The sequence below is a fragment of the Bacteroides sp. AM10-21B genome (genome assembly GCF_003472565.1).
Classification (GTDB): domain Bacteria; phylum Bacteroidota; class Bacteroidia; order Bacteroidales; family Bacteroidaceae; genus Bacteroides; species Bacteroides propionicigenes.
The window spans coordinates 56,513-71,602 of record NZ_QRME01000003.1 but is presented as its reverse complement, the minus strand read 5'-3'; the positions used below and the strand labels follow the sequence as shown (position 1 = coordinate 71,602).

General features: G+C 48.0%; 10 protein-coding genes. 4 read left to right on the top strand and 6 right to left on the bottom strand.

The genetic code is table 11. From position 1 onward, the window contains the following. Positions 1 to 15: 15 nt before the first annotated feature. Entirely contained in the window at positions 16 to 927 is a 912-nt protein-coding gene (gene menA / locus DW121_RS04375) for a 1,4-dihydroxy-2-naphthoate octaprenyltransferase (RefSeq protein ID WP_118323120.1), read from the top strand. A gap of 3 nt (positions 928 to 930) precedes the next feature. Here menA and rfbB read toward each other — a convergent pair whose 3' ends face one another. The 3 genes from rfbB to DW121_RS04360 all read right to left on the bottom strand — a co-directional run bounded on the left by rfbB (position 931) and on the right by DW121_RS04360 (position 3,597). After that, positions 931 to 2,070: a dTDP-glucose 4,6-dehydratase gene (gene rfbB / locus DW121_RS04370; protein WP_117710782.1), complete on the bottom strand. Its 1,140-nt coding sequence runs from the start codon at positions 2,068 to 2,070 to the stop codon at positions 931 to 933. A 19-nt stretch (positions 2,071 to 2,089) separates the two neighbouring features. Continuing rightward, positions 2,090 to 2,971 (bottom strand): glucose-1-phosphate thymidylyltransferase RfbA, encoded by an 882-nt coding sequence (gene rfbA / locus DW121_RS04365; protein WP_117710783.1) that lies wholly within the window; start codon positions 2,969 to 2,971, stop codon positions 2,090 to 2,092. Between the two features lie 134 nt (positions 2,972 to 3,105). Continuing rightward, positions 3,106 to 3,597, bottom strand: coding sequence for a metallophosphoesterase family protein (locus DW121_RS04360; protein ID WP_117710784.1), 492 nt, complete (start codon positions 3,595 to 3,597; stop codon positions 3,106 to 3,108). Positions 3,598 to 3,653: 56 nt separating this feature from the next. Here DW121_RS04360 and DW121_RS04355 point away from each other — a divergent pair, with 56 nt between their 5' ends. Both DW121_RS04355 and DW121_RS04350 read left to right on the top strand, forming a co-directional pair. Beyond that, the gene (locus DW121_RS04355; protein WP_117710962.1) at positions 3,654 to 5,708 is read left to right on the top strand and encodes an RNA degradosome polyphosphate kinase; all 2,055 of its coding nucleotides are present in this window, start codon (positions 3,654 to 3,656) and stop codon (positions 5,706 to 5,708) included. Between the two features lie 124 nt (positions 5,709 to 5,832). Beyond that, a complete protein-coding gene (locus DW121_RS04350) occupies positions 5,833 to 8,076 on the top strand; it encodes an inorganic phosphate transporter (protein WP_117710785.1) in 2,244 nt (747 codons plus the stop codon). Positions 8,077 to 8,082: 6 nt separating this feature from the next. Here DW121_RS04350 and DW121_RS04345 read toward each other — a convergent pair whose 3' ends face one another. Further along, complete coding sequence (locus DW121_RS04345; RefSeq protein ID WP_117710786.1) at positions 8,083 to 9,513, bottom strand: CCA tRNA nucleotidyltransferase; 1,431 nt, start codon at positions 9,511 to 9,513, stop codon at positions 8,083 to 8,085. A gap of 82 nt (positions 9,514 to 9,595) precedes the next feature. Between DW121_RS04345 and DW121_RS04340 the strand changes: the two genes are divergently transcribed. Further along, complete coding sequence (locus tag DW121_RS04340; protein WP_187120006.1) at positions 9,596 to 10,417, top strand: hypothetical protein; 822 nt, start codon at positions 9,596 to 9,598, stop codon at positions 10,415 to 10,417. A 31-nt stretch (positions 10,418 to 10,448) separates the two neighbouring features. On the opposite strand, the gene DW121_RS04335 is transcribed toward DW121_RS04340, so the two are convergent. Both DW121_RS04335 and DW121_RS04330 read right to left on the bottom strand, forming a co-directional pair. Continuing rightward, positions 10,449 to 11,939 (bottom strand): RagB/SusD family nutrient uptake outer membrane protein, encoded by a 1,491-nt coding sequence (locus DW121_RS04335; protein ID WP_118323118.1) that lies wholly within the window; start codon positions 11,937 to 11,939, stop codon positions 10,449 to 10,451. Between the two features lie 12 nt (positions 11,940 to 11,951). Continuing rightward, positions 11,952 to 15,080 carry a SusC/RagA family TonB-linked outer membrane protein gene (locus DW121_RS04330; RefSeq protein ID WP_118323117.1) on the bottom strand — a complete coding sequence of 1,043 codons (3,129 nt, stop codon included), beginning with the start codon at positions 15,078 to 15,080 and terminating at the stop codon, positions 11,952 to 11,954. Between the last annotated feature and the right edge of the window lie 10 nt (positions 15,081 to 15,090).

The following is a 15,090-nucleotide window of genomic DNA, read 5'->3' as shown; positions in this document are numbered from 1 at the left end:
TTCTAAAAAATCAACATGGAAGCAATAAAATCCAACTCATTCCGCGCATGGGTACTTGCCGCCCGCCCCAAGACACTAACGGGAGCAATCATTCCTGTACTGATAGGTTCTTCACTGGCATTTGCTGACGGAAATCTTGACATTATCCCGGCATTGCTGTGCGCACTGTTCGCTTGCGGTATGCAGATTGCCGCCAATTTCATCAACGACCTATACGATTATCTGAAGGGCAGCGACCGTACAGACCGCCTCGGTCCGGAACGTGCCTGCGCGCAAGGATGGATTACTCCTGCAGCCATGAAACGAGGAATTACCGGTATGCTTATATTCTCCTGCCTCATGGGGTGCGCACTGCTGCAACAATGTTGGGGAAAATTGCCGCATGGCGGTTGGGAACTGATTCTGTTGGGGTTGCTCTGCGTGATATTCGCTTTCCTATATACCACCATCCTCTCCTACCGAGGTTGGGGAGATTTGCTCGTATTGGCATTCTTCGGTTTCATCCCCGTAGGCGGAACATACTATGTGCAGGCCCATGCCCTTACCGCCGACGTATGGATAGCGTCACTTATCTGCGGACTGGTAATAGATACCTTATTGGTAGTGAACAACTACCGCGACCGCGAGCAGGATGCCCTCAGCGGCAAACGCACGCTGATTGTCCGCTTCGGCGAGCCTTTCGGCCGTTATCTGTATCTGGGATTAGGCATAGCCGCCGTTTTGCTAAGCCTGTGGTTTGTCCATACCGCCAAGATAGAACCGCTTGCTTTTATCTGGGCCCCCTGCATCTACCTGTGCCTGCACGTGCTGACTTGGCGTAAAATGGCAGCTATACGAAGCGGTAAAAAACTAAACAGCATATTAGGTGAGACTTCACGTAATATGCTGTTCTTCGGCTTGCTGCTAAGCCTTGCGTTTATTCAGTAACGATTATTTCTTTCCGTACATTCTTTCGTAGTATTTCTGATAATCGCCGCTGGTAACTTCTTCCACCCAGCCTTGATTGTTCAGATACCACTCGATGGTCTTCACGATGCCGGTCTCGAACTTCGTTTCGGGATACCAGCCTAAGGCATCCGTTATCTTGGCGGGGTCTATGGCATAGCGCTGGTCGTGACCGAGACGGTCTTTCACGAAGGTTATCAAATCTTCGTTTATCCAGCTGATGTCAATCTGTCCGCCGGCATCTTTGACTTGCTTTTTAAGTACGGCGCGATATTCGGGTTTCTCTTCCATCAGGCGGCGGATAGTGGCGATAGTCAGTTTTACAATCTCCAAGTTGGTCTTTTCGTTATGACCGCCCACGTTATAAACCTCACCCTCTACTCCTTTGCGCACAACAAGGTCGATAGCCTTGCAGTGGTCTTCCACATACAGCCAGTCGCGCACATTGCTTCCGTCACCGTATACCGGAAGATTCTTGCCTTCAAGGATATTCTTTATAATCAGCGGAATAAGTTTTTCCGGGAAATGGTACGGCCCGTAGTTATTGGAACAACGGGTAATAGTGACCGGCATTTTATAAGTGTCATGGTATGCCATCACTACCATATCGGCACTTGTCTTGGAAGCGCTGTACGGGCTGTGCGGGCATAGCGGGGTGTTTTCCGTAAAGAAGCCTTCCGCTCCCAACGAGCCGTAAACTTCGTCCGTAGATACTTGGTGATAGCGCACACCGCTACGCCAAGTGGGATAACCGGATTCATCCTTGCCCGTTACCCATGCGCGACGGGCAGCGTCAAGCAGATTCTGGGTTCCCAGAATGTTTGTCGTCAGGAAGAGCTGCGGATTCTCAATGCTGCGGTCTACGTGACTTTCGGCGGCGAAGTTCACCACATAGTCAAATTTGTACTTCGCAAACAGTTCGTCCGCAAGGACACGGTCGCAAATGTCACCCTTAACGAAGAAACAACGTTCGTCGTCAATGTCTTTGGCAATAGTACCCAGATTTCCTGCATAAGTCAGGGCATCCAATATTACCACTTTTATATCATCGTGCTTTGCCAGAATGTATTTTATATAATTAGCTCCGATAAATCCGGCGGCACCGGTCACAAGATAAGTCTTCATATATTTATATAGTTATGAATTATGAATTAGTTCGGTATGAGTCTGCAAGTTCCATCAGGTATTTGCCGTATTCCGTCTTGCCTAGTTGTTCACCGAGACGGTAGAGTTGGTCGAGGTCTATCCAGCCTTTACGCCATGCTATTTCCTCGATGCAGCTCACACGGAAGCCCTGACGGTTCTGTATGGTAGCCACGAAATTGCTGGCTTCGAGCAGACTGTCGCAATTGCCCGTATCGAGCCAAGCAAAACCACGACCGAACAGTTCCACCTTCAGCGTGCCTTCTTCCAGATAAAGACGGTTGAGGTCGGTAATTTCATATTCGCCGCGGGCGGAGGGCTTCAAGGCGGCAGCCTTTGCTGTCACTGTGGAGTCGTAGAAGTATAAGCCGGGAACTGCATAATTACTCTTCGGCTGTGCGGGCTTTTCTTCCAAAGAAATGGCCTTGCCGTCGGCATCGAACTCTACCACGCCGTATGCACGCGGGTCTTTTACATAGTAACCGAAGATGCACGCGCCTTTCTCTATGGAAGCCGCACGCTTCAACATGGCGGAGAAACCCTGCCCGTAGAACATATTGTCGCCCAGAATAAGGCAGCCCGGCTCACCGTTCAAGAATTCGGCGCCAAGCACAAAAGCCTGTGCCAGTCCGTTGGGATTCTCCTGTACCTTATAAGAAAAAGACATTCCAAGCTCTTCGCCCGTTCCTAATAAATCGCGAAACATAGGCAAGTCGCGCGGAGTGGAGATAATCAGCACTTCACGTATTCCCGCTAACATCAATGTAGAGAGGGGGTAGTAAATCATGGGCTTGTCGTAGACAGGCATTATCTGTTTGGAGATAGCCTTGGACAATGGATAGAGACGAGTGGCGCTGCCACCTGCAAGAATAATTCCTTTCATATTTCAGTTCTTTATTGGATTGACTTCAAATGTAGAATAAAATAAGAAGGAGGACTATGCCCCACGGCTCTCGTTGCTATTCAGGGCACAAAGTTCTGAAAAAGTTCTGACATGGCAAAATTATAAAGTCAAAATCAGCCTGCAAGCTCTATGACTTCAAGGTCCTTGAACACGCCGTTGTCTACTGCGAAACGCACCATGGTGCGCACTTTATGAAAGCCGTAGATACCTGCCGCACCGGGATTTATATGGAGCATCCCCAGTGTCTTGTCAAACTTCACCTTTAATATATGCGAATGACCGCTGATGAACAGCTTAGGAGGATGTACCAAGATGCTTCCCTGTATGGACGGGTCGTACTTGCCGGGATAACCGCCGATGTGTTTCATCAGCACCTCGGCGCCGTCTACCGTAAAACGGAGCGTTTGCGGATAGAGCCGGCGCAGGTCTTGCCCGTCTATGTTGCCATACACTGCACGGAACGGACGGAAAGCCGCCAGCTTCTGCGCCACTTCCAATGTACCGATGTCACCCGCGTGCCATATTTCATCGCACGGCTCAAAGTATTGCAGGTACTTCTCATCCCAATATCCATGCGTATCCGACAGTAAACCAACTTTTGTCATTTTTCCTTTGTTTATATGTGCAAAGGTAGCTATATTTGGAAAATAAACCTAATCTTATGGAGAGCAGATATTTCAAACGCGACATCAGTTGGCTGTCATTCAACTACCGGGTATTGCTGGAAGCAGAGGACGATACGTTGCCGCTATATGAGCGCATCAACTTTATATCCATATACTCGTCCAACCTGGAGGAGTTCTACAAAATACGTGTAGCCGACCATAAAGCCATTGCTACCGGAGCCGCACACAGCGATGAAGAGAGTGTGCAGTCTGCCATGCAACTGGTGGCGGAAATCAACGAAGAAGTAAACCGCCAGCTGGAAGAACGTATCCGCATCTACGAACAGAAGATACTGCCCGCACTAAGGCAGCACCACATTATTTTCTATCAAAGCCGCAACGTAGAGCCTTTCCATAAAGAGTTCCTGAGACGCTTCTTCCGCGAGGAAATCTTTCCGTATCTCACTCCCGTGCCCGTCAGCAAGGATAAGGTCATATCATTTCTGCGCGACAACCGTCTGTATCTTGCCGTGCGCCTGTATCTGAAAGGCGTACCTTTGGATGACCCCAACCGCATACAGTATTTTGTGATGAAGCTGCCCTACAGCAAAGTGCCACGCTTCATCGAGCTGCCCAAGCACGGAAAGAACTACTACCTGATGTTCATCGAGGATATTATCAAAGCCAACATAGACACCATCTTCCCCGGCTATGACGTGGACAGCAGCTACTGCATCAAGATTTCGCGGGATGCGGACATACTGATAGATGAATCTGCCAACACATCCGAAATCATAGAACAGGTAAAGACAAAAGTAAAGAAACGCAAGATAGGCGCAGTCTGCCGTTTTGTGTACGACCGTGCCATGCCCGACGATTTTCTGGACTTCCTTGTAGACGCTTTCCGCATCAACCGCCAGGAGTTAGTGCCGGGTGACAAGCACCTCAACATGGAAGACCTGCGGCATCTGCCCAATCCGAACAATTCCGTACGCCCCATCCGCAAGCCACAACCGATGAAGCTGAACTGCCTGGACGAACGGGAATCTATCTTCCGGTATGTAGAGAAGAAGGATTTGCTGCTGCACTACCCGTACCACTCTTTCGAGCACTTCATCCACTTCTTGTACGAAGCCGTACACGAGCCCACCGTACGCGAGATTATGGTAACACAGTATCGTGTTGCCGAGAATTCCGCAGTTATCAATACCCTGATAGCCGCCGCACAGAACGGCAAGAAAGTAACCGTATTTGTGGAACTGAAAGCCCGTTTCGATGAAGAGAATAATCTGGCAACCGCCGAAATGATGAAAGCCGCCGGCATCAACATCCTGTTCAGCCTGCCCGGACTGAAGGTGCATGCCAAAGTGGCCCTTGTACTGCGGCGTGACAAGCTGGGACACAAACTACCCAGTTATGCCTATATAAGCACCGGAAACTTCAACGAGAAAACCGCCACACTCTATGCCGACTGCGGGCTGTTTACCTGCAATCCGGTACTTGTAAACGACCTGCACAACCTGTTCCGCACTTTTCAGGGTAAGGAAAATCCCGTGTTCCACCGCCTGCTGGTGGCACGCTTTAATCTGATACCCGAACTAAACCGCCTCATCGAACACGAAATAGAATTGGCAAAAAACGGAAAAGAAGGAAGAATCATACTCAAGATGAATGCCCTGCAGGACCCTGCCATGATAGAACGGCTGTACGAGGCATCACAGGCGGGAGTTAAGATAGACCTCATCGTGAGAGGCATCTGTTGCCTGATTCCCGGACGGAAATTCAGCCGTAACATCCGTGTAACACGTATTGTAGATACTTTTCTTGAACACGCCCGTGTATGGTACTTCGGAAACGGCGGAAAGCCGAAACTGTTTCTCGGCTCCCCGGACTGGATGCGCCGTAACCTCTACCGGCGTATCGAAGCTGTCACGCCCATACTGGACCCGGATTTGAAACGGGAACTGTCGGATATGCTTTCCATTCAGCTATCGGACAAGCGCAAGGCTTGCTTTGTAGACGACCACCTGCGCAACCGCTGGAAATCGGCGCGTCCGCAAAAGGAGAAGATACGGTCGCAATATACTTTCTATGAGTACTTGAAGAATTGAAAGTTGAGAGTTAGAGGATGGGAACAGGGAGCCGGGAGGACTCTTGTAACATTTCTGTAACATTTATGACATTTCCCTGCAATACAAAAAACGTTTCTTTGCAGCCAGAAATAAAATACATGTTATGGAAACTATCTATTTATGCATTGTCATCTTCCTGTTCGTCCTCGCGGTCTTCGACCTCGTTGTGGGTGTCAGCAATGATGCGGTCAACTTTCTACAATCAGCTGTCGGAGCAAAAGCAGCATCTTTCAAAACGATACTGTTTATAGCGGGTATCGGTGTATTTATCGGCGCCGCCCTATCTAACGGTATGATGGACATCGCCCGCCATGGTATCTACCAGCCGGAGCATTTCTATTTTGCGGAAATCATGTGTATCCTGTTGGCTGTGATGCTGACGGACGTAGTGTTGTTGGATGTATTCAACACAATGGGAATGCCTACATCCACTACCGTATCCATGGTTTTTGAATTGTTGGGCGGTACTTTCGCTCTTGCACTTATCAAAGTTTACGGCAGTGATACCCTCGGACTGGGTGACCTCATCAACACCGACAAGGCATTATCCGTCATCATGGCGATATTTGTGTCCGTAGCCATCGCCTTCTTCTTCGGTATGCTGGTGCAATGGTTGGCACGTATAGTCTTTACCTTCAACTATACCAAGAAGATGAAATACAGCATCGGTATCTTCGGCGGTATCGCAGCCACTTCCATCATCTACTTCATGCTGATAAAAGGTTTGAAAGACAGCTCTTTCATGACCCCGGAAAACAAACATTGGATACAAGACAACACCGCCATGCTTATCGGCTGTTTCTTTGTATTCTTTACCGTATTAATGCAAGTATTGCACTGGTGCAAAGTAAATGTGTTCAAGGTAGTAGTGCTGCTGGGTACTTTCGCTCTTGCCCTCGCCTTTGCCGGTAACGACTTGGTGAACTTCATCGGTGTGCCCCTTGCCGGATACTCTTCTTTCGTAGATTATACGACCAACGGCGCTGCCGCAGGTCCGGACGGCTTCCTTATGACCTCCTTGCTCGGCCCCGCCAAAACACCGTGGTACTTCCTCTTCGGTGCAGGCGCTATCATGGTTTATGCGCTTTGTACTTCCAAGAAAGCCCATAATGTAATCAAGACTTCCGTCGACCTTTCCCGTCAGGATGAAGGCGAAGAAAGCTTCGGTAGCACTCCCATAGCACGTACATTGGTACGTTTCAGCATGACAATAGCCAACGGGCTTTCCAGAATAATGCCCGAAAGCGGCAAACGCTGGATTGAAACCCGCTTCCAAAAGGATGAAGCCATTATTGCCGACGGTGCGGCATTCGACTTAGTGCGCGCCTCCGTCAATCTGGTACTCGCCGGTCTGCTGATTGCCTTAGGTACTTCATTGAAACTTCCCCTTTCCACTACTTATGTCACCTTCATGGTGGCAATGGGTACCTCGCTTGCCGACCGTGCATGGGGACGCGACTCTGCCGTATTCCGCATTACCGGTGTGCTGAGTGTTATCGGCGGCTGGTTCATCACTGCCGGAGCGGCATTCACCATCTGTTTCTTCGTAACCTTCGTTATCCATTTCGGCGGAACAATCGCTATCATCGCCCTTATCGGTCTGGCCGTATTCATGTTGATACGCAGCCAAGTAATGTACAAGAAGCGCAAAGAGAAAGAAAAAGGCAACGCCACCATCAAGCAGCTGATGCAAAGCACGGACAATATGGAAATTCTGGAATTGCTACGTACACACACCCGTGAGGAGCTTGGCAAGATACTGGAATTTACAGAAGACAACTTTGAACGCACTGTTACCGCCTTCCTGCACGAGAACCTGCGCGGACTGCGCCGGGCAATGGGTTCCGTGAAATTTGAAAAGCAACTGATAAAGCAGATGAAGCGTACCGGTACACTCGCCATGTGCCGTCTGGACAACAATACGGTGCTCGAAAAAGGACTTTACTATTATCAGGGCAATGACTTCGCCAGTGAATTGGTATATAGTGTGGGACGTCTTTGCGAGCCGTGTCTGGAGCATATCGACAACAACTTCAAGCCGTTGGATACAATCCAGAAAGGAGAATTTGCAGACGTAACGGAAGACATTGTTTATCTGCTTCAAGTTTGCCGTCACAAACTGGAGAACAACGATTACAATAACTTCGAGGAAGATATACGCAAAGCCAATGACCTGAACGGCCAACTTGCCCACCTGAAACGTGAGGAACTGCAACGTATTCAAAGCCAATCCGGCAGTATCAAAGTCAGCATGGTATATCTGACAATGATACAGGAAGCACAGAATATAGTAACTTACTCTATCAACCTGATGAAAGTAAGCAGGAAGTTCCAAGCGGAGGAATAATAAAAGTTACGGTTCTTTCAATCCCATTTTTTCTGCCCGTTGCAACATAAATGCACGGGCAGCTTCGTATTCATTAGGAATGACACCGTCCAATATGGCATCTTTAATGGCGCTCTTCAATGCGCCTACCTGCCGGCAAGGGGGCAGATTGAATATTTTCATAATCTCCTCACCGCTTACAGGGGGCTGGAAGTTACGGATACGATCGCGTTCTTCCAAGTCTTTCAGTTTCTGACGTACCAATTGGAAGTTATTCAGGAAACGCTGCTTACGCTCCATATTCTTGGAAGTGATATCGGCTTCACACAACGTCATAAGGTCGTCTATGTCATCACCCGCCTCAAACAGCAGACGGCGGACAGCCGAGTCGGTCACCACATCATCCGCTATCACGATAGGACGCATATGCAGACCTACCAGTTTCTGCACATATTTCATCTTCTCATTCATAGGGAGCTTCATTCTCCGGAAAATATCGGGTATCATCTTCTCGCCTATGAAATTATGGTTGTGGAATGTCCAACCGGCACGGGGCTCCCAACGTTTGGTCGCCGGTTTGGCTATGTCATGCAGAAGAGCTGCCCAACGCAGCCAAAGATTATCGGTCTTTTTACAGATATTATCGAGTACTTCGAGCGTATGATAGAAATTGTCCTTATGCGCTCTGCCATTGCGGGTCTCAACACCCTGCAAGGCTACCAACTCCGGGAAGATAAGTTGCAACAGGCCGGAGCGGTCCAAATCTATGAATCCTTTGGACGGGACGGGAGACAGCAATATCTTATTCAGTTCATCCGCAATCCGCTCTTTGGATATGATGGAAATGCGTTCTTTGTTGCGGCACAAAGACTCAAAAGTATCATCATCAATATAGAAATTCAGCTGGGTGGCAAAGCGGATGCAGCGCATCATACGCAAAGGGTCGTCACTGAAAGTGATGTCCGGGTCAAGCGGTGTACGAATGGTTTTCTCCTTCATATCCTCCATTCCTCCAAACGGGTCCACCAATTCTCCATAGCGATGCCGGTTCAGGCAAACCGCCAACGCATTGATGGTAAAGTCCCGCCGGTTCTGGTCATCCTCCAACGAACCGTCCTCAACAATAGGCTTGCGCGAATCGTGTGTGTAGGACTCCTTACGCGCACCCACAAACTCCACTTCCGTTCCATGATACTTCAACTGCGCCGTACCGAAATTCTTGAAAACAGAGAGATGAGCGCCACGGCCCAAACGTTTGGCAAGAGCCTCAGCCATAACGATTCCGCTACCTACCACTACCACATCAATATCTTTGGAAGGACGTTGCAGGAATATGTCACGCACGTAGCCGCCGACTACGTAACATTCCAATCCCAATTCATCCGCCGTTTCTGAAATACGTTTAAATATGTCGTCACTGAAACGCTGCTTCAGTTCTTCTGTTGTCAATTCAATCATTTGCCAATAAATCATTTTGAGGGTGCAAAGATACGGATATTATTTTTTATTTTTGTCCCCACTAACATCAAGAATGAAAATTATGAAGAAAGCAGCGTTCCTTGCGTGCCTTTGTTGCACGCTCTTCTCTTGCAGCAATGTAGAGAAAAAAGCAGGTGAGAAACTTCAAACAGCCCGCGAAGCCTTCGAGCGCGGAGATTACAGCGAAGCAAAAATGCAAATTGACAGTATCAAGATACTCTACCCGAAAGCTTTTGAAGCACGCCGCGAGGGCATCGGACTCATGCAACAGGTGGAACTGAAAGAACAGGAAAAGACCCTTGCCTACCTCGACAGTATGCTCCAAGAGAAGCAAAAAGCAGTGGATGCCATCAAAAAGAACTACACTTTCGAGAAAGACACCGAATATCAACGGATAGGGAATTACCTGCATCCCTCACAAGTAATAGAAAAGAACCTGCACCGTTCTTACCTGCGTTTTCAAGTAGACGAAACCGGCGTTATGAGCATGACTTCCATCTATTGCGGCCCGTACAACATTCATCACTTAGCCGTAAAAGTTACCGCACCCGACGGCAGCTTTGCCGAGACTCCCGCATCTAAAGACAGTTATGAAACAACTGATTTGGGAGAAAAGATAGAAAAAGCGGATTATAAGCTGGGAGAGGACGGCAATGTAATCGCTTTCCTCAACTTGAACAAGGATAAAAACATCCGCATCAACTATCTTGGCGAACGCTCCTATGCTACTACCATGACACCGAACGACCGCAAAGCGGTGGCGGCTGTTTATGAACTGGCACAGTTGCTGTCTTCCATCACAGAAATCAAGAAGAACATGGAAGAAGCCAACCTGAAGATTGAATTCGTGAAACGCAGGATAGAGGCCAAATCCATGCCTTAAAAAATCATTAACTATATTCTGACACCCTCTTTTATAAATTAGGATTCGCATTTGTCTCCTTTTCAGGAATGGCATATAGATAATACACACTGTTCGGCACAAACTTCGTTCCGTCGGGAAAAGAAGTAAACCAATGGCCTTCGGGATTATACTCTTTATAAGTATCACCTTGCTGCCAGCAATCATATTTCTTCTCCGCTTCCTCTTTGGTCAACGGCACGCGCTCTACGGAACGTTGCGTGCGAAGAATATCGGTAATGCCAAATCCCTCACCCCACAGTTCGCGGCGACGTTCCAGCAAAATATCATCTACAAGCCGGTTTTGCGTCTTGCCGGTCAGATCATAGTCGGCAAGCCCACGGGCATTGCGCAACGTGTTCAACGGTTTCACGGCTTCTCCCGGCTGCCCATCGCGCGCCAATGCCTCTGCCGCTATCAAATACATCTCAGCGGAACGCATCACGACAATATCCCCGGTCTGGTCGGCACGGATACGGAACTTGCGATAACCCAAATATCCCTCACGCATCCACTGAAACAAATCCAGACGGATATCACCCGATTCAAAGGTATCCTTAAAATGCGGGTCTGCCATAAAACTGTTATACGCATCGGGAGTCACCACATCAATATAATAAAAATTATAGCTGGCATCGGACTGGCTTACAGATTGAGGATGCCCCCACATCCACTCGGTATTGGATATATCGTTAAAGCCCATATAGGTTTTAGCATCCGTCATCAAACTATATCCCTTAGCCGCTTCGAGCGCAGCTTCCGCCGCCTCACTCCACTGTCCGGTGAGCAAATACGCACGTGCCAACAATCCGTTGACAACACTTGAATTCGGTTTGAATTTAGAATTATCATCCGGACGGACATAGCCTTCAAGAAGTTCTTTAGCTTTATTCAAATCTTTGAATATCTGCGTATATATCTCTTCCAAAGTGGCCTTGCCTTTAGGCTCTGTCGTAGAAGTGGTAGGTTCTGTATAAAGCGGAACGGCCGGTGCGGCAGGATTTTTCAAATAAGTAAACTGGTAATGCTGCGCCAGATGCAAATAGCAGAAAGCCCGCAAAGCATAGGCCTGTCCCTGAGAATAACGAAAATCGGCTGTATTGTCATCACCGGTAGCAGTAATGGAAATAGCCGTATTACAGTTGTCAATAGTCTTATACATCAGATACCAGGCAAATGCAGTGCGGTTATTGGCAGGCATCACCACATCGTTAAACTGATAGGAAGAGTTGAAGCCATACATAGGACGTGATACTACATCATCCGCCATCATATCGTCCTGTAACATCAAGGCTCGATAACCTATATTGGCATACGTGCTGCCGTACTCAAACAAGTTGTACCATGCACCGTTGAATATACGCCCCGCATTGGAAGGTACAGGAACAATGCCCGCATCTACTGAATCCGTAGGTTTGTTGTCGAGAAAATCTCCACTGCACGAAGACAGGACAGATAATAATCCCAGCGTGAAGATTGCTATATTTTTAATTGAAGTATTCATGTAAATAGTGATTTAGAATGAAACATTAAGTCCTCCCGAAATGGAACGCATGGCAGGATACCGGTAATAAGTCAACCCTGTGATGCCCTGTTCCGGATCCATTCCCTGATTCTTGGAGAAAGTCAGAAGATTATCCGCTTGTACAAAGAGTTGCAGACTGTTCAGGCTGATTTTCTTTATCAACGGCTGCGGGAAGTTATAGGACAGCGTGATATTCTTCATTCGCAAATACGAATTATTGAACAGGTTACGGGTAGAATTTGAGTTCCAGCTATTGGATACCGTTTTCAAAGCCGGCACGTCCGTATAACGGTTCTCAGGTGTCCAGCGTTTCAGCATTTCGGTAGACCAAGCACGTCCGGGATTGCTTCCATTACTCCACAACATCGTAACGTCACGGTCCACAATATAGCCGCCTATACTGTATGCAAAGATTGCCGACAATTCAAATCCTTTGTAAGAGAACGCTGTATTGAAACCACCGTAAACCTTGGGAAGCGAGGATTTGTCTACATAATAATAATCTGCCTGTGCATAATCATTGGTGGTAGTGCGCCCGGTAATATTACCTTCCGCATCCTTCACATTTTTATACCACAGCGGATCGCCGTTATCAGGGTTTACCCCCGCCCATTCGCGCAGATAGAAATCATAGACCGAACGCCCCTCTTTCAGACGGGTAACCCCTGTAATGGGCATATCTTTCAGCGGAAGGTCAGTCACCACATTCTTATAATGTGTGAGGTTGACGCCCATACGCCACATAAAATCGCGGGTATGTATCAGCGTTCCTTTAAGGTCTATCTCAAAACCCGTATTCTTCAATGCACCGATATTTTCATCCATTGAAGTATAACCCAAAGAGGTTGCCAAAGGACGGGAGTACAACAAATCCTTGGAACGACGCTGGAAGAAATCGAACGAACCGGAGAAACGGTTGTCGAACAATGAGAAGTCGATACCGACATTGAGATTCAGATTAGTCTCCCATTTCAAATCGGGCGTTGCAAGGCGGTCGGACACCAAAGCATTCTCACCAGCTTGCGAAACAATGGAATAAAGTCCGCTGCTGGCATAATAAGTACCCAGATTATCATTGCCTTGCGCTCCATAGCTGGCTTTCAAAGTCAAGGCGGAAAGCCAGTCGGCAGTATTCTGCATGAAATCTTCACGGTCTATACGCCACGAAGCCCCCAACGACCAAAAATTACCCCAACGCGTACCCGGTGCAAAACGGGAAGAACCGTCGCGACGATAGGATGCGGAGAAAAAATACTTGCTTTGGTAGTCATACTGGGCATTGACAAGATAACCCAGTAGCGAGTAATCAATACGATAACCTGTGCCCGCAGTTACCAGTGAACCGACAGCCAGTTCCGGCATATCCGGTACAGCCATGTTGCTGCGTGCGGCCTGCAACACATCATAACGGTAAGAGTAAGCCTCTTGTCCGGCAAGGATATTGAAATGATGTTCACCGAAGGTCTTATCGTAAGTCACAATATTATTCCATGTCCATGAGAAAGTACGGGTATATTCACGACTTGCTCCTCCACCTGTATTAACGGCGGGACCTATCTTAGGATTGGTATAATCCAGCGTATTGTAATCTATCAGATCAAAGTTGAAACTGGTCTTGAACTTCAACCCCTCCATAAAAGTAACTTCAAGGAAAGTGCGTCCTGAGAACTCATCCCGCATACGTTCTGACTTGTCGTTGGGCAAAGTGGCGGGTAAGTTCCAGTTAGCCATAGAGCCTGAGGGACGGTAAGATCCGAAGTCATAAATCCGTTTGCCCTCTGAATCGAGTTTATAAGTACCGTCGGTGTTCATTTCGTACATGGGATAAAAATCAGCCATTAAACGCCCGGCGTTAATAACATTACTGGTCTTGGCATCGGACGAAACCGGATAATTCTGTATGGAGTGGGCATAACTCATATTCACACCGCCACGAAACCAGTGGGTTATCTCACTCGAAATATTAGAACGCAGATTGAAACGTTGGTAGCCGGATTCAAGAGCAATACCCTTGTCATTCAGATAACCGGCCGAGAAATAGTACTGGTTGGTTTTTCCGCCGCCGGAAACATTCAATCCGATTTCCGTACGCAGCGCCTGCTGTTCCATTTCTTTCTGCCAGTCTACATTCCAAAGCGGAGTAGCACCGGCAACCAGCTTGCCGTCCGCACCTACCGGTTGCGGATAATTGGGACCATAAGGATTGGGACCACCCCCCATTAACTTGCCGACCAAGTCTTTTGAGGCTTGGGCAGCTGCAGTCTGCGGAGTATATTTATCTGTATTCAAAGCATATTGGTTACGCAACGCTTCCCAATAAAGTTCAAAATACCGGTCAGTACCGATACGGTCGTAATCTCGGATAGCCCTATTGGAACCGCCGAAACTGGCATTGATGCTAACCGTGGTTTTAGAGTCGGTTTGTCCCTGTTTGGTAGTTATTATAATGACACCATTAGCTCCACGCGAACCGTAGAGAGCCGCCGAAGCGGCATCTTTCAATACTGTCAATGAAGCGATGTCCTCCGGATTAATGGAGTTGATGCTACCATCGAACGGTACGCCGTCCACCACATACAGCGGAGCGCTTGAGGCATTGATAGAACCGATGCCACGAATACGTATCTCCGCATCCGTACCCGGCTGACCGCTGGGCGCACTTGCCTGAAGTCCGGAAACCGTACCCTCAAGTGCACGCGACACATTGGATACCTGCATCTTGGCAATCTCACTTCCTTTCACCGTAGAAGCCGCTCCTGTAAAACTATATTTCTTGGCAGTAGCATAAGCCACCACCATTACTTCATCCAGTTGTTCACTGTCCGGAATCAATTCCGCATTAATGACAGAACGTCCATTTACTTTTTGTTCAATAGCCTTCAGTCCGATAAAGCTAAAGACCAGCGTACCGTCTGTCGGTACGGTAAGGGTATATTTTCCGTCAACATCGGTCACTGTTCCGTTGTGGGTTCCTTTCACCAATACCGATGCTCCCGGCAAAGGTTCCCCTTCCGACATCACAACGCCCGACACACGAATATCACCACTTGTGGCTGCATACAACTCCACCACGAAGAGTATAAACAGTGATGTTAAGAAAAAGCGCAGTTTACTATTCATTCTGTTAAAA

Coding starts and splice junctions, on each gene's coding strand:
- menA (WP_118323120.1), top strand. CDS start 16: ATGGAAGCAATAAAATCCAACTCATTCCGCGCATGGGTACTTGCCGCC.
- rfbB (WP_117710782.1), bottom strand. CDS start 2,070: ATGAAGACTTATCTTGTGACCGGTGCCGCCGGATTTATCGGAGCTAAT.
- rfbA (WP_117710783.1), bottom strand. CDS start 2,971: ATGAAAGGAATTATTCTTGCAGGTGGCAGCGCCACTCGTCTCTATCCA.
- DW121_RS04360 (WP_117710784.1), bottom strand. CDS start 3,597: ATGACAAAAGTTGGTTTACTGTCGGATACGCATGGATATTGGGATGAG.
- DW121_RS04355 (WP_117710962.1), top strand. CDS start 3,654: ATGGAGAGCAGATATTTCAAACGCGACATCAGTTGGCTGTCATTCAAC.
- DW121_RS04350 (WP_117710785.1), top strand. CDS start 5,833: ATGGAAACTATCTATTTATGCATTGTCATCTTCCTGTTCGTCCTCGCG.
- DW121_RS04345 (WP_117710786.1), bottom strand. CDS start 9,513: ATGATTGAATTGACAACAGAAGAACTGAAGCAGCGTTTCAGTGACGAC.
- DW121_RS04340 (WP_187120006.1), top strand. CDS start 9,596: ATGAAGAAAGCAGCGTTCCTTGCGTGCCTTTGTTGCACGCTCTTCTCT.
- DW121_RS04335 (WP_118323118.1), bottom strand. CDS start 11,939: ATGAATACTTCAATTAAAAATATAGCAATCTTCACGCTGGGATTATTA.
- DW121_RS04330 (WP_118323117.1), bottom strand. CDS start 15,080: ATGAATAGTAAACTGCGCTTTTTCTTAACATCACTGTTTATACTCTTC.